Annotated in this window: 14 protein-coding genes; 11 read left to right on the top strand and 3 right to left on the bottom strand. The window is 68.4% G+C overall.

The features are described 5' to 3' along the window. Positions 1 to 301 precede the first annotated feature (301 nt). On the bottom strand, positions 302 to 1,903 hold the full coding sequence (locus SB816_RS07515) for a hypothetical protein (protein WP_410546725.1): 1,602 nt from the start codon (positions 1,901 to 1,903) through the stop codon (positions 302 to 304). Positions 1,904 to 2,256: 353 nt separating this feature from the next. Between SB816_RS07515 and SB816_RS07510 the strand changes: the two genes are divergently transcribed. The 10 genes from SB816_RS07510 to SB816_RS07465 all read left to right on the top strand — a co-directional run bounded on the left by SB816_RS07510 (position 2,257) and on the right by SB816_RS07465 (position 16,619). Further along, the gene (locus tag SB816_RS07510; protein ID WP_054503067.1) at positions 2,257 to 2,928 is read left to right on the top strand and encodes a TetR/AcrR family transcriptional regulator; all 672 of its coding nucleotides are present in this window, start codon (positions 2,257 to 2,259) and stop codon (positions 2,926 to 2,928) included. A 57-nt stretch (positions 2,929 to 2,985) separates the two neighbouring features. Continuing rightward, positions 2,986 to 5,334, top strand: coding sequence for an acyl-CoA dehydrogenase (locus SB816_RS07505; protein ID WP_144654717.1), 2,349 nt, complete (start codon positions 2,986 to 2,988; stop codon positions 5,332 to 5,334). A 29-nt stretch (positions 5,335 to 5,363) separates the two neighbouring features. Beyond that, positions 5,364 to 6,656, top strand: coding sequence for an acetyl-CoA C-acetyltransferase (locus tag SB816_RS07500; protein WP_410546724.1), 1,293 nt, complete (start codon positions 5,364 to 5,366; stop codon positions 6,654 to 6,656). Next, on the top strand, positions 6,653 to 8,587 hold the full coding sequence (locus SB816_RS07495) for a 3-hydroxyacyl-CoA dehydrogenase NAD-binding domain-containing protein (RefSeq protein WP_410546723.1): 1,935 nt from the start codon (positions 6,653 to 6,655) through the stop codon (positions 8,585 to 8,587). The genes SB816_RS07500 and SB816_RS07495 overlap by 4 nt, the downstream gene beginning before the upstream one ends. Positions 8,588 to 8,703: 116 nt before the next feature. After that, entirely contained in the window at positions 8,704 to 10,014 is a 1,311-nt protein-coding gene (locus tag SB816_RS07490; protein WP_410546722.1) for an OmpP1/FadL family transporter, read from the top strand. A 60-nt stretch (positions 10,015 to 10,074) separates the two neighbouring features. Continuing rightward, the gene (locus SB816_RS07485; RefSeq protein ID WP_410546721.1) at positions 10,075 to 12,465 is read left to right on the top strand and encodes a 3-hydroxyacyl-CoA dehydrogenase/enoyl-CoA hydratase family protein; all 2,391 of its coding nucleotides are present in this window, start codon (positions 10,075 to 10,077) and stop codon (positions 12,463 to 12,465) included. 133 nt (positions 12,466 to 12,598) lie between these two features. Then, a complete protein-coding gene (locus SB816_RS07480) occupies positions 12,599 to 13,798 on the top strand; it encodes an acetyl-CoA C-acyltransferase (RefSeq protein ID WP_054503073.1) in 1,200 nt (399 codons plus the stop codon). Between the two features lie 21 nt (positions 13,799 to 13,819). Further along, complete coding sequence (locus SB816_RS07475) at positions 13,820 to 14,368, top strand: DUF4442 domain-containing protein (protein WP_054417268.1); 549 nt, start codon at positions 13,820 to 13,822, stop codon at positions 14,366 to 14,368. Beyond that, positions 14,329 to 14,925: a chalcone isomerase family protein gene (locus SB816_RS07470; protein ID WP_410546720.1), complete on the top strand. Its 597-nt coding sequence runs from the start codon at positions 14,329 to 14,331 to the stop codon at positions 14,923 to 14,925. Before SB816_RS07475 ends, SB816_RS07470 begins: the two co-directional genes overlap by 40 nt. A 2-nt stretch (positions 14,926 to 14,927) precedes the next feature. Continuing rightward, positions 14,928 to 16,619: an AMP-binding protein gene (locus tag SB816_RS07465; protein WP_410546719.1), complete on the top strand. Its 1,692-nt coding sequence runs from the start codon at positions 14,928 to 14,930 to the stop codon at positions 16,617 to 16,619. A 66-nt stretch (positions 16,620 to 16,685) separates the two neighbouring features. Here the strand turns inward: SB816_RS07465 and SB816_RS07460 are convergent, their stop codons facing one another. After that, positions 16,686 to 18,254 carry a sulfatase-like hydrolase/transferase gene (locus tag SB816_RS07460; RefSeq protein ID WP_054503076.1) on the bottom strand — a complete coding sequence of 523 codons (1,569 nt, stop codon included), beginning with the start codon at positions 18,252 to 18,254 and terminating at the stop codon, positions 16,686 to 16,688. Between the two features lie 11 nt (positions 18,255 to 18,265). Beyond that, positions 18,266 to 19,240 carry a Bug family tripartite tricarboxylate transporter substrate binding protein gene (locus tag SB816_RS07455; protein ID WP_049072952.1) on the bottom strand — a complete coding sequence of 325 codons (975 nt, stop codon included), beginning with the start codon at positions 19,238 to 19,240 and terminating at the stop codon, positions 18,266 to 18,268. A gap of 202 nt (positions 19,241 to 19,442) precedes the next feature. Here SB816_RS07455 and SB816_RS07450 point away from each other — a divergent pair, with 202 nt between their 5' ends. Continuing rightward, positions 19,443 to 19,964 carry a MarR family winged helix-turn-helix transcriptional regulator gene (locus SB816_RS07450; protein WP_054503296.1) on the top strand — a complete coding sequence of 174 codons (522 nt, stop codon included), beginning with the start codon at positions 19,443 to 19,445 and terminating at the stop codon, positions 19,962 to 19,964. The last annotated feature ends 30 nt before the right edge of the window (positions 19,965 to 19,994 follow it).

Below are 19,994 nucleotides of genomic sequence, written 5' to 3'. Positions count from 1 at the left end.
CATAAAACAGGATGAGACACCCCTCTCATCCTTTCATCCGCTAGGGTTTCCACCAAGCCCATCCGCGCACAAAGCCGCGCGCCAAGCGGCTTCCAGGCCGGCAGGCCGGCTTGGGCAAGGCCATGTTCAAGGCATGCGCGGGGGGAACGGGGCGCGACCGGCGCCGACGGAAAGGCAGTCGCGACGCGGCCGGATCGGGCGGCAGACTTGTCGATATGTTTCCACCGACACATTATGCCCGTGGCTATCCGCCGCAAAAGAAATATAGGTAACACTTTTATTTTCCGGTAGCTTGCGTCATTTACTCCATATACGCGAAGTCAAATACCGTATGGCCACCCTGATGATGCCAATGGTGCATTGAAGCATGGCGTTTTTTCAGGAAGCTGGCGTAGTGGATCTCGCCGTCGGTCTCGACGTAGGTCGACGGCGACAGTTCTTCGATCCGGTTCAGCGAAACGCCCTTGCCGTAGTGGCAGAAGCCCTGGTACTGCGCGCAGCGGATCACCTCTCCGCCAGGCGAGACAACGATTCCGGCGTTGCGGGCCCGCATCGGGTTGCGCACGATCGGGTTGCAGGCGTGCGGCGTCCAGTGGCTCGAGCGCGGCGAGTCGGCGAAGAAGGCGAACAATTCATCGCAGTGATTCTGGCCGTCGGTGCGATCGATATTGGTTAATAGCCACCAGTATTCACCGCGTTTGAAAATAATAGTATCGACCGCGGAAACATCGGTCATGAGCGTCAGATCCAACTCCCATTTCAGCGGAAATTCCGTGCATTTCCATAATTCAATACTCCGATTTCCGCACGTTTCCGGCACCATGTACGTCGTTCCTTCATATTCAAAAATATATGGAAAGGATAAATGGTAAGGCAGATTCAGGGCGGTCCCGAGCAACTGGAAAGCCCCGTTTTCATAGGTGGCGACCGAGATCGTTCCCTTGCGCGAGTGAAAATCGTAATCCTCAAAAAAAATATATGGATGATCGCCCCGCATATAAACAAATGGATCCGCGAAAAAACGCCCCTTGGGAGGCTGCAATACCATGGCCTCGGATACCACCGCCTGTTGCCGGGTCGATGGGAACATACCGATTCGCCAGCGCACATTGCGCCTCATGACGCGGCGCACAATCAAATCGGTCATTAACCAGGCCTGACGGGCGATATAGGCGGCGCTATCCCACTCGGCCGGATCGTCGCGGCGCTGGCCGCTCATGATCTGCATGCCGGGAGGCGTGGCGCCAGGCCGCGCCCGCGCCAGCGCCAGCAGCGCGTCATAGACCATGAAATTGCCGAGGCTGAACGCGCGGGTCTGGTTCTTCAGCCAGAACACCTCGGTATTGAAACTGCGCTGGTCCAGCAGCGCATCCTCGTCCGCGCTGGCGCCCACCCGCCACAGCTTCACGGTGGTATGGTCCTCGCGCTGATAGACCTCCCAGAACCCCGCATAGCGGCTGGTGGAAACGGCGATGTCGGAATAACTGAGCCGCCAGATGCCGTGCCGCGCCCAGCTCGCCATCCGCGAGCGCGGCGGCGGCAGCGCGCCCAGCATGATCACCAGGTCCAGCCCCAACGCCGCCACGCCGTCATCGCGTCCGCTGTCACGCGGGCCCGCCGGCAGGGTCAGCACCGTGGTCGATGCGGGCAGGCCGTCGCGCAAGTCGCGGCAGGCCAGCATCTGGCGCTGCCGCGCCGGCAGCAGGCGCGACTCCAGCCGCGACAGCGTGCCGAACAGCGCCTTGGCGCCAAACCGCGGCGCCAGGCCGGCGGCGTCTTTCTCCATGACCAGCAGTGCGGAAAGATCGAAATCCTGGCTGCGCGCGAGCCACTCAGCCATGTCGTGGATCCAGCCGGGCTGGTCGGTGCCATCGATCAACAGCCCCACTCTGTAGGTCTTCATGTCTCCTGCTCCTGTGTCAGGTCGATATGGCCTGCGGCACCGGAACGGCGATCGGGCTCGCCAGGCGCATCCACGGTGCCACGCTCTCAAGTCCTCGCTGTGATACTGCGGCGTTTCGCCCCGACCTTCCAGACGGCTTTCATCCTAGGGCGCAAGTCCGAGGCCAAACGGCGCAACGCCGTTTGGACGACACGCCGCGCTCCGCCTCAGCCAACGGCAGGGGTTCTCATGCAAAGGAACGAGCGCCGCACGCACTCCGTTTTTAGGGGTAAACCCTATTCGGGATTGCAGGGGTCGCAAGCTTGCGATCTTTTACGCATACTGCTTTCAAACAAACGTTTGAATTCAACTTAATGCAAGAACTCAGATCCTCCAGCACGCGCGAATCGATCCTGGACACCGCCGAAGCCCTGTTTGCCCAGCAGGGGCACGACGGCACGTCCATGCGCCAGATCACCGGCGCGGCGGGCGTCAACCTGGCCTCGGTCAACTATCACTTCGGCTCCAAGGAATCGCTGGTGCAGGCCGTGCTCAAGCGCCGCCTGGAAGTCCTGAACCGCGAACGGCTGCGACTGCTCGACGAGCTCGAGGCCCAGGCCCAGGGCAAGCCGCTCAAGCCGTCGCAGATCGTCGACGCCTTCTTCGGCACGCTGCTGCGGCTGGCGGCCGATCCGGAGCAGGCCGGCAGTACTTTCCTGCCGCTGCTCGAACGCACCATGACCGACCCCGCCGGCTTCATCCGCGCCCTGTTCGCCGAGGAATACGCCGACGTGCTCGAGCGCTATCGCAATGCCTTGTTCGCCGCCCTGCCCGACGTGCCGCGCGCCGAAATCGTGTGGCGTTTCCAGTTCATGCTCGGCGCCACCTCCTACGCCATCATCGGCACCGACCTGCTGCGCTCGGTGACCGGCTGGACGCTGGACGAGTCCGAGCAACCCGACAACCCCGAGCTGCTGCTGCCCCGCCTGATGAGCTTCCTGCTCGGCGGCCTGCGCGCTCCGCTGCCGCAGCACCCCGCCACCTAGCGCCCCGGGTCGGCGCGGCGCGGCGGTTCCAGAGAATTCAAAAAAGGAGACTAGGAAATGAACGCAGTCATCGTCGCGCTGATCGTCATCGCGCTGCTGGCCGTCATCCTGCTGGGCGTGCGCCCGCTCAGGCGGGCCTTGCTGTCGGCGCCGATCTTCAATCTCTACCGCAAGGTGCTGCCGCAGATGTCTGACACCGAGCGCGACGCGCTCGAGGCCGGCACGGTGTGGTGGGAAGGCGAGCTGTTCCGCGGCCGCCCCGACTGGAAGCGCATGCTGGCCTACCCGCGCCCGCGCCTGACCGACGAGGAACAACATTTCCTCGACCACCAGGCCGAAGAGGCCTGCCGCATGGTCAACGACTGGAACATCACGCAGGAGCGCTTCGACCTGCCCCCCGAGGTCTGGGACTATCTCAAGCGCAGCGGCTTCCTCGGCATGATCATCCCCAAGGAATACGGCGGCCTGGCCTTCTCGGCCTATGCCCACTCCGAGATCGTGACCAAGCTGTCGACGCGCTCGTCGGCGCTGGCGGTGTCGGTGATGGTGCCCAACTCGCTCGGCCCCGCCGAGCTGCTGCTGCACTACGGCACCGACGAACAGAAGAACCACTACCTGCCGCGCCTGGCGCGCGGCGAGGAAGTGCCGGCCTTCGCGCTGACCAGCCCCTGGGCCGGTTCCGACGCCGCCGCCATTCCCGACAGCGGCATCGTCTGCAAGGGCGAATGGCAGGGCCGCGAAGTGATCGGCATGCGCGTTAGCTGGGACAAGCGCTACATCACGCTGGCGCCGGTCTGCACGCTGCTGGGCCTGGCCTTCCGCCTGTACGACCCGGACGGCCTGCTGGGCGGCAGGAAGGACATCGGCATCACCTGCGCGCTGGTGCCGCACGACCATCCCGGCGTGGACACCGGCCGCCGCCACTTCCCGCTGAACGCCATGTTCATGAACGGCCCGACCCGCGGCCAGGATGTGTTCATGCCGCTGGACTTCATCATCGGCGGCCCGGCCATGGCCGGCCAGGGCTGGCGCATGCTGATGGAATGCCTGGCGGCCGGCCGCTCGATCTCGCTGCCATCGTCCAACACCGGCATGTCCAAGCTGACCGCCCGCGCCGTCGGCGGCTACGCCCGCGTGCGCAGCCAGTTCCGCACCCCGGTCGGCAAGTTCGAGGGCGTCGAGGAGGCGCTGGCCCGCATCGGCGGCCACACCTACATGATGGACGCCGCGCGCAGCATGACCGCCGGCGCCGTCGACCTGGGCGAGAAACCGTCGGTGGTGTCGGCCATCGTCAAATACCACGTCACCGAGCGCGCGCGCCAGGTCGTCAATGACGGCATGGACGTGATCGGCGGCAAGGGCATCTGCCTGGGGCCCTCCAACTTCCTGGGCCGCGCCTATCAACAGATCCCCATCGGCATCACCGTGGAAGGCGCCAACATCCTGACCCGCAGCCTGATCATCTTCGGCCAGGGCGCGATCCGCTGCCATCCCTACGTGCTGGCCGAGATGCGCGCGGCGCAGTCGTCCGACCGCAGGCAGGGCCTGATCGATTTCGACCAGGCCTTCTGGGGCCACGTCGGCTTTGTCGCGCGCAATACGCTGCGCGCGCTGGGCACCGCCCTGACCGGCGGACGCTTCATTGGCATCGACGCCGACGTCGCGCCTGAGATGAAGCGCTACTACCAGTTGCTGAGCCGCTATTCGGCCGCTTTCGCGCTGCTGGCCGACACCTCGATGCTGGTGCTGGGCGGCAGCCTCAAGCGCCGCGAACGCCTGTCGGCGCGCCTGGGCGACATCCTGTCGCAGATGTACCTGGCCAGCGCCGCGCTCAAGCGCTTCGAGGACGAAGGCCGCCAGAATGCCGACGCGCCGCTGGCGCACTGGTCGGTGCAGGACGCGCTGTTCCGCTTGCAGGACGCCATCGACGGCGTGCTGGAAAACTATCCCAACAGGGTGGTGGCGTGGAGCCTGCGCCGCATCGTCTTCCCCTGGGGCCGGCCGCAGTCGCTGCCGTCGGACCAACTGGGCCAGGACGTGGCGCGGCTGCTCATCAACCCCGGCGCGACCCGCGACCGCCTGACCGCCGGCTGCCATCTGCCCGCGACCGCCGACGAACCGGTCGGCGCGATCGAACAGGCGCTGGCCGCCACGCTGGAGGCCGAGCCGATCGAATCGAAGATCCGCGAGTTCGAGAAGCGCGGCACGCTCGAAGGCAATCCGCAGGCCAACGTGCGCGACCTGGCCGACGCCGTCTTTGCCGCCGGCGGCATCACCGCCGAAGAATATGCGGTGGTCAAGCGTCGCAATGCCTTGCGCGATAGCGTGGTGAGAGTGGATGATTTCCCCTTTGACCTCGGCGTCACAGGCGCGGTCAAGCCAGCGGCCGAACGCAAGGCCGCCTGAGGACCCAGTCAACACGCAGAGGAGATCGGATGGCATTCAAACCGGTATACGTGGTCGACGGCGCCCGCACGCCATTCCTGAAGGCGCGCACGGGCCCCGGCCCGTTCGCCGCCGGGGATTTGGCGGTGCAGGCCGGCCGCGGCCTGCTGCTGCGACAGCCCTACGCGCCCACGGACCTGGACGAGGTCATCGTGGGCTGCGCCGCGCCGTCGCCCGACGAAGTCAACATCGGCCGGGTGATCGCCCTGCGCCTGGGCTGCGGCAACAAAGTGCCCGGCTGGACCGTGATGCGCAATTGCGCCTCGGGCATGCAGGCGCTGGACTCGACCATCGCCAACATTCAGACCGGACGCTCGCAATTGGTGCTGGCCGGCGGCGTCGACGCCCTGTCGCGCGCGCCGGTGCTGTTTTCCGACGACATGGTGCGCTGGCTGGCCGGCTGGTACGCGGCCCGAGGCGTCGGCGCCAAGCTCGCCACGCTCGGCCGCCTGCGCCTGCGCCACCTGGCGCCGGTCATCGGCCTGCTCAAGGGCCTGACGGACCCGGTGGTGGGCCTGTCGATGGGCCAGACCGCCGAGAACGTCGCCACCCGCTTCGGAATCAGCCGCCAGGCCATGGACGCCTATTCGGCGCAGAGCCACGCGCGCGCGCTGGCCGGGCGCGCCAACGGCGCCTTCGCCGAGATCACGCCGCTGATCGACACGCAGGGCAAGCTGTACCCGGACGACGACGGCGTGCGCGAGGACTCCACGCCTGAAAAGCTGGCCAAGCTCCAGCCGGTGTTCGACAAGCCCTGGGGCAACATCACCGCCGGCAACAGCTCGCAGGTCACCGACGGCGCGGCGATGCTGGTGCTGGCCTCCGAGGAAGCGGTGCGGCGCTGGAACCTGCGGCCGCTGGGCCGCATCATCGACAGCCAGTGGGCCGGCCTCGATCCGGCCATGATGGGCCTGGGGCCGGTGCACGCCGCCACCCCGATCCTGCAACGCCACGGACTGGGCCTCAATGACCTGGACTTGTGGGAGATCAACGAGGCCTTCGCCGCGCAGGTGCTAGGCTGCCTGGCGGCCTGGCGGGACGAGGCCTATTGCCAGGAACACTTCGGCACGCCCGCGTGGGGCGAACTCGATCCGGCGCGCCTGAACGTGGACGGCGGCGCCATCGCCATCGGCCATCCCGTCGGCGCCTCCGGCGCCCGCATCGTGCTGCACCTGCTGGAGGCGCTCAAGCGTCGCGGCGCGCGCCGCGGCATGGCCGCCATCTGCATCGGCGGCGGCCTGGGTGGCGCCATGCTGGTCGAAACCCTGGAGGACCGCCCATGAACACGCTGGAGACGCTCTCGCACTGGCGCCTGGAGCGCGACGCCGACGGCCTGGCGTGGCTGACGTTCGACCGCGCCGGCAGCGCCGTCAACGCGCTGTCCGCCGACACCATGGCGGAACTGGCGACGGTGCTGGACGCGCTCGACGCGCAGCCGCCCAAGGGCCTGGTGATCCGCTCGGGCAAGCCGACCGGCTTCATCGTCGGCGCCGACGTCAATGAATTCGCCGAACTGAACACGCCGGAACAGGGCCGCGCCCTGGTGGCGCGCGGCTGGAACCTGTTCAACCGCCTGGCGGCGGTGCGCTACCCGACGCTGGCGCTGATCCAGGGTCACTGCCTGGGCGGCGGCCTGGAACTGGCGCTGGCCTGCCGCTACCGGCTGGTGGAGGACGCGCCCGGCGCCTCGCTGGCGCTGCCGGAAGTGATGCTGGGCATCTTTCCCGGCTGGGGCGGCATGCTGCGCCTGCCGGCCGTGGTCGGCGCGCCGGCCGCGCTCGACATGATGCTGACCGGCCGCGGCGCCGACGCGCGCCGCGCGGCCGCGCTGGGCCTGGTGGACGCGCGCGTGCCGACCCGCCTGCTGCAGGCGGCGGCGCGCGGCATGGTGCTGTCGGGCAAGCCGCCGCGCCGCGCGCGCGGCCTGGGCGCCTGGCTCAACCGCTGGCCGCTCAAGGCAGTCGCCGCCAAGCGCGCCCGCAAACAGGTCACCGCCAAGGATCCGCTGGGCCACTACCCGGCCGCGCCCGCCATCATCGAACTCTGGGAAAAGCACGGCGGCAACGCCTTGCAGGCGCCGGCGCTGATCGACACCATCATCGCCTCGGATACCGCCCGCAACCTGCTGCGCGTGTTCCGGCTGCAGGAACGCCTGAAGGCCAACGGCCGCCAGCCCGGCATCGCGCCGGTGCGCCACGTGCACGTGGTCGGCGCGGGTGTGATGGGCGGCGACATCGCCGCCTGGTGCGCGCTCAAGGGCCTGACCGTGACGCTGCAGGACCAGGACATGGCCCGCATCGCGCCCGCCATCAAGCGCGCCGCGACGCTGTTCGCGCGCCGCCTGAAGGACCGGCGCGCGGCGCGCGCCGCCTTCGACCGGCTGATGCCCGACCCCACCGGCGGCGGCGTACCGCTGGCCGACGTGGTGATCGAGGCCATCAGCGAGAACCCCGAGGCCAAGCGCGGGCTGTACCAATCGCTGGAGCCGCGCATGAAGGCCGACGCGCTGCTGGCCACCAACACCTCCAGCCTGTCGCTGGAAACGCTGAGCGCCGGGCTAGCCCGCCCCGAACGGCTGATCGGCATCCACTTCTTCAACCCCGTGGCCAAGATGCCGCTGGTGGAAGTCGTGCATGCGGACGGCACTGCCGCGCAAACGCTGGCGCGCGCCAACGCCTTTGTAGGACAGATCGGAAAATTGGCCTTGCCGGTGCGTAGTGCCCCCGGTTTCCTGGTCAATGCGGTGCTGGCACCGTATATGCTTCAGGCCATGCGAAATATCGATGAAGGTCTATCGCCAGCCACCGTGGACGCGGCCATGGTGGCGTTCGGCATGCCGATGGGCCCGCTCGAACTGGCGGACACGGTCGGCCTGGACATCGCCCGCGCGGCCGGGCAGGAGCTGGCTGGCGGCGCCGAGCCGCCGCGCTGCCTGGCCGAGAAGCTGGCGCGCGGCGACCTGGGCAAGAAAAGCGGGCGCGGCTTCTACGCCTGGCGCGACGGCAAGCCGGTCAAGGACGGCCACGGCGGTGCACAGGCGCCGGCCGGCCTGGCAGAGCGCCTGATCCAGCCTTTGATCGATGCCACCCGCGAGCGGGTCGAGGCCGGCGTGGTGGCCGACGCCGACCTGGCCGACGCCGGCGTGATCTTCGGAACCGGCTTCGCGCCGTTCACGGGCGGCCCCCTGCATTACCAGAGCAGTCGCAGTGCCTAACGCAGCAACGCGTCAACAAACCAAACCGGCCTGGACCCCCTTGAGCCGGATAGACCGGGACGACGAGACCGGCAGTGCCATAGAGACATACCTATCCAACATGAGGAGGCAGTACCATGAGCAGACGTTCATTGTCCCTGAGCACCCTGTCGGCCATTGTGGTCGGCCTGGGCGCCACCAGCGCCGCCCACGGCGCCGGCTTTCAGCTCCTGGAGCAGAACGCCAGCGGCCTGGGCAACGCTTACGCGGGCTCGGCGGCAAATCCGGAAAACGCCAGCATCATCTACTACAACCCGGCGGGCATGACCTACCTGCCGGGCATCAATGTCTCGGGCGGCGTCAACCTGATCAAACCCTCGTTCAAGTTCTCGGACAACGGCAACACCCGCAATCCGACGGCGCTGGGCGGCACCCGCCCCACCGGCGGTGACGGCGGCGACGCCGGCAACCTGGGCGTCGTGCCCAACCTGTACGGCTCGTGGCAATTGAGCGACCAGTGGTTCATCGGCCTGGGCATCGGCGCGCCGTTCGGCCTGATGACCGAATACGACAAGGGCTGGGAAGGCCAATACCACTCGAACAAATTCGAGATCAAGACGATCAACATCAACCCGTCGATCGCCTACAAGGTCAATGACAAGTTCTCGATGGGCTTCGGCGTGAACTGGCAGCACATCGACGCCAACTACAAGAAGAAGACCGTGGTGCCCGTGGCCCTGCCAGGCGGCGGCACGTTCATCACCAACGGCGACGCCGACCTCAACCTGAAGGGCGACGCCTGGGGCTGGAACGTGGGCTTCATGCTGCAACCTACCGAAGACACCCGCATCGGCCTGTCGTACCGCTCCAAGATCAAGCACACGGCCAAGGGCGACACCGACATCGACAACATCGGCCCGACCCGCCAGTCGGTCTCGTTCGACGCCAAGGCCTCGGTCGACCTGCCCGACACCCTGATCCTGAGCGCCACCCATCAGCTCAACGAGAAGTGGGAACTGCTGGGCGACATCTCGTGGACCGGCTGGAGCAGCATCCCCGACCTGAAGATCCGCAACTCCGGCGCCGGCGCGCGCGATGACGACCTGCCGCTGAACTTCCGCGACACCTGGCGCATCGCCGTGGGCACGACCTACAAGTTCGCGCCGGACTGGAAGTGGAAGTTTGGCCTGGCCTACGACCAGTCGCCGGTCCACAAGGCCGAGGACCGGCCCACCTCGCTGCCCGACAACGACCGCTACTGGTTCTCGACGGGCGTGCAGTGGCAGGCCACCAAGAGCACCACGCTGGATCTGGGCTATACCTATCTGTACCTGCGCAAGACGGATATCGACACCACGTCCGGCAGCGCATTGACGAAGGGCCGCGTCGCGGGCACCTATGACAGCAGCGGCCACATCTTCGGCCTGCAACTGTCGTCCCGCTTCTAGCCCCGCCGGGGCGGATGACGGGCCGGCCCCGTCTTCCGCCCGCCTTTTCAGGAGACTTCCTTGAGCAAGTTCGTCGTCAAACACGTCGCCGTGCTGGGTGCCGGCGTCATGGGCGCGCAGATTGCCGCCCACCTGGCCAACGCCGGCGTGCCCGTCACGCTGTTCGACCTCGCCGCGCCCGAAGGCGACCGCAACGGCATCGTCAAGAAAGCCCTGGCCGGCCTGAAGAAGCTGGAGCCCGCGCCGCTGGCCAGCCCCGCGCGCGTGGCCCTGATCACCCCGGCCAACTACGACGACCATATCGAACAACTGCGCGGCTGTGACCTGATCATCGAAGCGATCGCCGAGCGCATGGACTGGAAGACCGCGCTGTACGAGCGCATCGCGCCGCACGTCGCGCCCGGCGCCATCATCGCCTCCAATACCTCCGGCCTGTCGATCGACGCGCTGGCCAACGCCCTGCCGGCCGCGCTGCGCGACCGCTTCTGCGGCATCCATTTCTTCAATCCGCCGCGCTACATGCGCCTGGTGGAAATCATCGCCACCGCGCACACCCAGGCGCCGGTGCTGGACCAGCTCGAGACCTGGCTGACCTCCGCCCTGGGCAAGGGCGTGATCCGCGCGCTCGACACGCCCAACTTCGTGGCCAACCGCATCGGCGTGTTCTCGATCCTGGCCGCCATGCACCACACTCAGCGCCTGGGCCTGGGCTTCGACGAGGTCGACGCCCTCACCGGCCCCAAGATCGGCCGTCCCAAGAGCGCCACCTACCGCACGGCCGACGTGGTCGGCCTGGACACGCTGGCCCACGTGGTCGGCACCATGGACAAGAACCTGCCGGACGATCCCTGGCACCGCTATTTCACGCTGCCCGCCTGGCTGTCGGCCCTGATCTCCAAGGGCGCGCTGGGCCAGAAAAGCGGCGCCGGCGTCTACCGCAAGGCCGGCCGCGAGATCCAGGTGCTGGACCTGCAGGCGCAGGACTACCGCCCCAGCGCCGGCAAGCTCGCCGACGAGGTCGCCGCGCTGCTGAAAGAACGCGATCCGGCCAGGCGCTTCGCCGCGCTGCGCGCCAGCGAGCATCCGCAGGCCCAGTTCCTGTGGAGCCTGTTCCGCGACATCTTCCACTACAGCGCGGTGCAGCTCGGCCAGGTGGCCGACAACGCCCGCGACCTGGACCTGGCCATGCGCTGGGGCTTCGGCTGGGCCCAGGGCCCGTTCGAGACCTGGCAGGCCGCCGGCTGGCAGGCCATCGCCCGCGCCGTCGCCGAAGACATCGCCGCCGGCCGCGCCATGAGCGACGCGCCGCTGCCGGCCTGGGCCCTGGAGCCCGACCGCCAGGGCGTGCACACGCCGGCCGGCTCGTATTCCGCGCGTAGCGGCAAGCTGCATCCGCGTTCGGCGCTGCCGGTGTACCGGCGCCAGTTGTTCCCCGAGCGCGTGTTCGGCGAAGGCCCCGACGACCGCGGCACCACGGTCTGGGAAAACGAAGGCGTGCGCCTGTGGAACCTGCCCGAGGTCGACGCCGGCATCGCCATCCTGTCGGTCACGTCCAAGAACCACACGCTGGGCGCCGAGGTGCTCGAAGGCATCCTGCAGGCCGTGGCCCGCGCCGAGCGGGACTTCGACGGGCTGGTGATCTGGCATGACGCGCCGTTCGCCGTGGGCGCCAACCTGCAACAGGTGTCGGAAGCCTGCGCCGCTGGCCAGTGGGACATGCTGGAAGCCACCGTCGAAAAATTCCAGCGCACCTCGCAGTCCTTCAAGTACGCGCAGATCCCCACCGTGGCGGCCGTGCAGGGCATGGCGCTGGGCGGCGGCTGCGAATTCCTGATGCACGCCTCGCACCGCGTGCTGGCGCTGGAAAGCTACATCGGCCTGGTCGAGGCGGGCGTGGGCCTGATCCCGGCCGGCGGCGGCAGCAAGGAATTCGCCGGCCGCGCCGTGGCGCTGGCGGCAAAGACCGCCACGCCCGGCGAGGTGTTCCCCTTCCTGCAGCCGGTGTTCCAGACCATCGCCATGGCGCGGGTCGCCAAGAGCGCCATCGAGGCGGTGGACCTGGGCTTTGCGCGCGAGCAGGACATCGTGCTGTTCCATCCCGGCGAGCTGCTGTTCGTGGCCATCGGCCAGGCGCGCGCCGCCGCCACCGCCGGCTACGCGCCGCCCCCGCGGCTGCAGGACGTGCCCGTGGCCGGCCGCAACGGCATCGCCAACTTCGAGATGGTGCTGGTCAACATGCGCGAAGGCGGCATGATCAGCGCCCACGACTACCGCGTGGCCCGCAGCGCCGCCGTGGCGCTGTGCGGCGGCGAAGTCGAGACGGGTGCCAAGGTCGACGAGGAATGGCTGCTGGCGGTCGAGCGCAAGGAGTTCGTGGCGCTGCTGCGCACGCCCGAGACCCAGGCCCGCATCCGCCACACCCTGGACACGGGCAAGCCATTGCGGAATTAAGCCCCCCCTAGCGCCTGCGGCGCCTCCCCCAGGGGCGCCGCAGGCGGACCGGCGGAGCCGGATCCGCGCGGCCCCGCTTGTGGGGGACCGTGGTGTGCATAGAGGGTGATCGTTATGGATACGAGGAAATGATATGAGCAAGCAGATTCAAGAGGCTTACATCGTTGCGGCGACGCGGTTGCCGGTGGGCAAGCGCAATGGGGTGTATGCCACCACGCGGCCCGACGACATGCTGGCGGCGGCGCTGCGGGGCGTGCTGAAGCAGACGCCGTGGCTGGATCCGGCGCGCATCGACGATGTCATCACCGGCTGCGCCATGCCGGAAGCCGAACAGGGCATGAACGTGGCGCGCATCGGCCTGTTGCTGGCCGGCCTGCCGCAAAGCGTGGCCGGCGTCACCGTCAATCGCTTCTGCGCCTCCGGGCTGCAGGCGGTGGCCGACGCCGCCGCCCGCATCCGCACCGGGGAAGCCGACATCATGATCGGCTCGGGCACCGAATCCATGAGCGCCATGCCGCAGATCATGGGCAACAAGGTGTCGCTCAACCCGGCCATCTTCTCGCACCCCGAGAACATCGGCATGGCCTTCGGCATGGGCCTGACGGGCGAAAAGGTCGCCGAGCAATGGAAGGTGTCGCGCGAAGACCAGGACGCGTTCGCGCTGGCCTCGCAGCAGAAGGCCAACGCCGCCATCGCGGCCGGCCATTTCCGCGCCGAGACCACGCCGTTCGAGGTGGTGACGCGGCTGCCCGGCGGGTCCAAGGGCGACGTGCGCGAGAGCCGCCGCCTGGTCGAAGTCGATGAAGGCCCGCGCCCCGACAGCAGCGCCGAGGGACTGGCGCGGCTCAAGCCCGTGTTCGCCGCCCGCGGCAGCGTCACCGCCGGCAACAGCTCGCAGATGTCCGACGGCGCCGCCGCGGTGGTGCTGGTGTCCGAGCGGGTGCTGCGCGAATTCAACCTCAGCCCGCTGGCGCGCTTCGTCAGCTTCGCCGTGGCCGGCGTGCCGCCCGAGATCATGGGCATCGGCCCCATGGCCGCCATTCCCAAGGTGCTGGCGCGCGCCGGCATCGCCCAGGACGACCTGGACTGGATCGAACTGAACGAAGCCTTCGCCGCGCAATCGCTGGCGGTGATGCGCGAGCTCCAGCTCGACCCGGCCAAGGTCAACCCGCTGGGCGGCGCCATCGCGCTGGGCCACCCGCTGGGCGCGACCGGCGCGATCCGCACCGCCACACTGATGCACGGGCTGCGCCGCACCGGCGGCAAGTACGGTCTGGTGACGATGTGCATCGGCACCGGCATGGGCGCGGCGGGCCTGTTCGAGGCCATGTGACGCAAGCCGGATGGAAAAGCCGTGAAGCCCTATTGGTTCAAACGCCTGTCGCCGGCCTGGCGCGCGCGCCTGATGCGGGTGGGATTCAACCTGCACCCGGCGTTCCGCGCCACCGGCGGCCGGGTGTTGCACGTGTCGCACGATTTCCAGCACATCCGCATCAAGCTGCCCTTGCTGCGGCGCACGCGCAACATCGTCGGATCCATGTATGGCGGTTCGCTGTTCGCGGTGACCGACGGCGCCCACCCCACCATGCTGATGGCGGCGCTGGGCGCGGACCACATCGTGTGGGACAAGGCGGCTTCCATCCGCTACCGCAAGCCCGCCTACACCACGCTGTATGTGGACTTCCGGCTGCCGCCGGGAGAAATCGCGGACATACGCAGGATTCTTGCGCGTGACCACGAGACCACCCGGACCTACACCGTGGAATTGAAGGACAAGGACGGCGTCGTCTATGCCGTCGTGGAACGCACGATCTACATCGCCGACAAGAAGTACTACAAGCAGAAAACGACTGGAGGAGACCCATGCGTGACATCATCCCCGGAGGGCGCGCCGCCGCCCTGAGCCTGGTCCTGGCCGCCTGCCTGACGGCCGCCCCCGCGCTGGCCGCCGACATGGACGTGGCCGGCGTGCGCCTCCCCGCGCAGTTGTCCGAAGACGGCCGCGCACTGGTGCTGAACGGCGCCGGCCTGCGCACCAAGTTCGTGGTCAAGGTGTACGTGGCGGCGCTGTATGCCAGCGCCAGGAGCCAGGACGCCAAGGCCTTGATCGACAGCAACGAACCGCGCCGCATGCGGCTGCAACTCTTGCGGGATGTCGATAGCAAGAGCCTGGACGCGGCGCTGCAGGAAGGATTGCGCGACAATACGCCCAAACAGGAACTCGCCGCGCTGCAACCGTCCGCCGCGCGCATGTCGTCGCTGATGGCCGAGATCGGCTCGGCGCGCGAAGGCGATGTGATCGACCTGGACTTCGACGCCCGCGGCGTCACCATCACCGACAACGGCAAACAGCGCGGCAGAATCGACGATCCCGCCTTCGCCCGCGCCCTGCTGCGGGTGTGGCTGGGCGACAACCCGGCGCAGTCCTCCCTGAAAAAAGCCCTACTGGGAACCCCGTGAAGATGGAACGAATCTGGCAAAAGAGCTACCCCCCGGGCGTGCCAGCGGAGATCGAGCTGGACGAGGCCACCACGCTGGCCTCGATCGCGCGCGACAGTTGCCGGCGCTTCGCGGACAAGGCCGCGTACATCAGCATGGGCAAGACGCTGACCTACGGCGAGCTCGACGCCCTGACGCGCGACTTCGCCGCCTGGCTGCGCGCCAACGGCCTGCGCAAGGGCGACCGCGTGGCGCTGATGATGCCCAATCTGCTGCAGTATCCGGTGTGCCTGTTCGGCGTGCTGCGCGCCGGCTGCGTCGTCGTCAACTGCAATCCGCTCTACACCGCCCACGAACTCGAGCACCAGTTGATCGATTCCGGCGCGCGCGCCATCGTGGTGGCCGACAATTTCGCCGCCACCGTGCAGAAGGCCCTGCCGGCCACGGCCATCGAGCGGGTGCTGGTGACCTCCATCGGCGAACTGCTCAGCCCGCTCAAGGGCCGGCTGGTCGATTTCGTGGTCAAGCGCGTCAAGCGCATGGTGCCGGCCTGGTCCATCCCCGGCGCGATACGGCTGCGCGACGCCCTGCGCGCCGGGCGCGACGCGCCGTTCGACGAAGTCGCGCTGACGCAGGACGACCTGGCCTGCCTGCAATACACCGGCGGCACCACCGGCGTGGCCAAGGGCGCCATGTTGACGCACGGCAACCTGGCCGCCAACGTCACCCAGGCCCACGCCTGGATCAAGCCGCTGGTCAAGGACGGCGAGGAATGCATCGTCACCGCCCTGCCGCTCTACCATATCTTCGCGCTCACGGCGAACTGCCTGGCCTTCATGAAGATCGGCGCCAGCAACCTGCTCATCATCAACCCGCGCGACATCCCCGGGTTGATCAAGGAGATGGGCAAGGTGCCGTTCAGCGCCTTCACCGGCGTCAACACGCTATTCAACGCCCTGCTCAACCACCCCGATTTCGCCAGGCTGGATTTTTCGCGCCTGCGACTGACGATGGGCGGCGGCATGGCGGTGCAGCGCGCCGTGGCCGAGCGCTGGCTGACCGTCACCGGCCGGGCGCTGGCGCAGGCCTATGGCCTGACCGAGACCTCGCCCGCCGTGACCATCAATCCGCTCGACGTGAAGGTCTTCACCGGCTCGATCGGCCTGCCCGTGCCGTCCACCGACCTGTCGATCCGCGACGACGACGGACGCGAGCTGGGCGTGGGCGAACGCGGCGAGATCTGCGTGCGCGGCCCGCAGGTGACGCGCGGCTACTGGAACCGGCCCGACGAGACCGCGCTGGTGATGACGCCCGACGGCTATCTGCGCACCGGCGACGTCGGCTACGTCGACGACACCGGCTATGTCTTCCTGGTGGACCGCAAGAAGGACATGATCCTGGTGTCCGGCTTCAACGTCTATCCGAACGAGGTCGAGGACGCCGCCGCGCTGCATCCCGGCGTGCGCGAAGTGGCCGCCATCGGCGTGCCCGACGAACGCTCCGGCGAAGCAGTCAAGCTGTACGTGATCCGCAAGGACCCCAACCTGGACGGCGAGACGCTGATCGCGCACTGCCGCACCCAGCTCACCGGCTACAAGGTCCCGCGCTACATCGAGTTCCGCGATGACCTGCCGCGCACCAACGTCGGCAAGATCCTGCGGCGCGAACTCAAGCCGGCCGCCGCGGCGCCGCAGAAGGACACCGCGGGCGCCTGACGCAAACCTGGGCGCGGCCGCGGACGGCAGCCCGCGCGCCGCCGTCTGGCGCCGCGCGCCGGGCGCTCACCACTGCCCGAAGAACACCCCGGCGCGCTTGTGCGCGTTGGTGCCCTGCTCCACCGCCGCATCGCTCAGGGTGGTGCGGCGCTTGCCGCGCAGCATCCAGTCAAGCAGGCGCTCTCGCAGTTGCGCCCGCACCACGGCGTGCGCGGCGCTGGCGCCCAGGTCCTGGAACTCGTCGGGATCGGCCTGCAGGTCGTACAGTTGCTCGGGTTCGTCCAGCCAGTACACGTAGCGCCAGCGGTCGGTGCGCACCGACCAGGCGCGCGCGTTCTGCGGCGTCTTGCCACGCAGCAGGCGCGCCTGGCGGAAGCTGTAGTCCAGTTCCGAGAACACGCAGTCGCGCCAGGGATCCTCGGCGCCACGGCCGTGCAGCACGGTCTGCAATTCGCGCCCTTCGAGCCGGTGCCACGGGCGCGGCGCCTGCAGCGCGCGCAGCACCGTCGGCACCAGATCCACGCTTTCCACCATGTCCGCCAGCGCCTGGCCGCGCGTCGCATCGGCCTCAGCCGACGGGTCCATCACGATGAACGGCACGCGCTGCACGGTGTCGTAGAACAGTTCCTTCTCGCCCAGCCAGTGGTCGCCCAGGAAGTCGCCGTGATCCGCCGTGAACACGATCAGCGTGTTGCGCATCAGGCCCGCGCCTTCCATGTAGTCGAACAGCCGCCCCAGGTGGTCGTCGAGCTGGCGGATCAGGCCCTGGTAGGCCGGACGCACCACGCGCACGCATTCATCGGTCGAGAAGCTGACGCTTTCCTCATGCTGGCGGTAGGCCGCCACCACCGGATGCGCGCCGGCCAGCTCCTCGCGGCTGCGCCGCACCGGCAGGCACTGGTCGGCCGTGTAGCGCTGATGGTAGGGCGCCGGCGCCATATAAGGCCAGTGCGGCTTGACGTAGCTCAGGTGCAGCACCCAGGGCTGGCTGCCGCGCTGCTGCATGAAACGCAGCGCCTGGTCGGTCATGTAGGCGGTCTCGGAATGCGGCTCGGCCACCCGCGACGGCAGGTGCACGTTGCGCATGTTCCAGCCGCTGACCACCTGGCCGTGGGCGTCGACGCCGGCAATGACGTAGTCGGTCCAGGGGTCGGCGCTGTCGTAGCCCTGGCTGCGCAGGAACGCGGGGTAGCCGCTTTCCTTGCCCGGTTCGTGGTGGCCGTCGTAGCGATCGACCTCGATGAAGCCGCCGCGCGACAGCAGCGCGCCCAGCTCGGAGCCGCCGTCGATCGACAGGCGCTCCATGCCGGCGCGGTCGGGAATGACGTGGGTCTTGCCCGCCAGCGCCAGGTCGCGCCCCTGTCCCGCCAGGTATTCGCCCAGCGTGATCTCGTTGACCGACAGCGGCACCCGGTTCCAGGTGGCGCCGTGGCGCGACGGATAGCGCCCCGTGTAATAGCTCATGCGCGATGGGCCGCACACGCCGGAATTGACGAAAGCCCGCTCGAAGCGCGCGCCGCGCGCGGCCAGCGCGTCCAGGCTGGGCGTCTGCAAATAGGGATGGCCATAGCAGCTCAGGTGATCCGCCCGCAACTGGTCGGCCATGATGAACAACACATTCTGCACCGTGCTCATCGTCGCCCGCCCTATTGCGTGGCCGTGAAGCCGGAAGCCTTCACCGCCGGTTCCCATTGGGCCCGGTAGGCGTCCAGCTCGCGCCCGGTGGCGGCGGCATCCGCCGTCACCGGCTCCAGATACGACTCGCGCACCGCCTGCTGCATGGCCGGCTCGCGCATCACCGCGGCGATGTCCTCGCCCAGCCGGGCGGCCTTGGCCGGCGCCATCGCCGACGAGGCGAAGAACGCGTTCCAGCCGTCGGCCGCCAGGTCCACGCCGGCCTCGCGGAAGGTCGGCACGTCCGCCAGCAGCGGGTCGCGCGCCTCGCCCGAGGTCGCCAGGATGCGGATCTTGCCGGCGCGGTGCTGCGGCAGCAGCGTGTCCAGCGTATCGACCGCCTGCGGCAGCACGCCGCCGATCAGTTCGGAGATCAGCGGCGCCGAGCCGCGATACCCCACCACCTCGGGTTCCTGGCCGATCTGGCGGCCCAGCATCAGCGCGAAGAAATGCGGCAGGCTGCCGGTGGCCGGCACGCCCACGGAGAACTGGCGCGGGTTGTCGCGCAGCCATTGGCGCAGCCCCGCCACGTCGCGGATGGGCGAATTGGCCGCCACCGCCAAGGCGAACTTGTAGCGGCTGACCAGCGACACTGGCTGGAAATCGCGGCGGGCGTCGTAGCCGGGTTCGGCGTAGACCAGCGGCGCCACCACCATGACGGCGGGATTGGCCAGCATCAGCACGTTCTGCCGCGCGGCCAGCGCATGCAGGCCCTGGGCCGCGATGCGGCCGCCTGCGCCGGTCTTATTTTCGACCACCACGGTCACGCCCAGCCGGTCCTTCAGGCGGTCGGCCACCAGCCGCGCGATGCGGTCGGAACTGCCACCCGGCGGATAGCCCACCACGATGGTCAGGGCGCCGTCCAGCGGCGCCTGCTGGGCACAGGCGGGCGCGGCCGAAGCCGCCGCGAGCGCCGCGAACGCGGCGCAGGATATCCAATTACGCACGGTAGTCTCCCTGGTGACAACGGCCCGCTGTCGGTTATGTTTGCGCATGCCGGGCCTGGGCCTGGATAGGCGAGACGACTGTAGCGCCGTGAAGATTGCTTGATCTAATCCAGTACTTGTCATAACGATATGAACTGCCAATACTCGCCATAACGATATGCGCCACGCCATGGACGCGGCGCGCCGTTGGCAGGAGACGACAATGCCCCCGCAAGATCCCGTCGAACACCCCCTGGCCGGAATGCTGATGTACCAGCTATACCAGGCCTGGGCGCAGTCCAACCCCGTCTTCGTGCGGCTGTGCGAAGGCCGCTTCGGCATCACCCGGCGCGAATGGCGCCTGCTGGCCTGCGCGGTCGAGGGCGGCATCATGACCTCGGCCGAACTGGCCGCGGCCGCCAGGCTCGACCTGGCGCGCACCTCGCGCACCCTTGGTTCCCTGTGCGAGAAAGGCTGGCTGCGGCGCCTGCCCGACAGCGCCGACCGGCGCGTGGTGCGCGTCGAGGCCACCGCCGAAGGCCTGGACCGCTACCGCGCCCTGCTGCCGGAGGTCGTGCGCCTGAACGACCTGCTGGTGCAGGACCTGGATGCCGCCGAGGTCGCCCTGCTGCGCGACCTGCTGACCCGCATCGCCGGGCGCGGCCAGCGCATGGCGCAGGACAACCTCATCACCGACAAGGCCAGCCGGCGCGAGGGCGGAACGCGGCGCGCGCAATACGGATGACGGCGCGCAGCCCCTTTATTTTTAAGGGGT

This window comes from Achromobacter sp. SIMBA_011, assembly GCF_046535435.1.
In the GTDB taxonomy this organism is placed as follows: domain Bacteria; phylum Pseudomonadota; class Gammaproteobacteria; order Burkholderiales; family Burkholderiaceae_B; genus Achromobacter; species Achromobacter dolens.
Note: the sequence above shows the minus strand (reverse complement) of the source record. Positions and strands in the feature narration are given on the sequence as shown.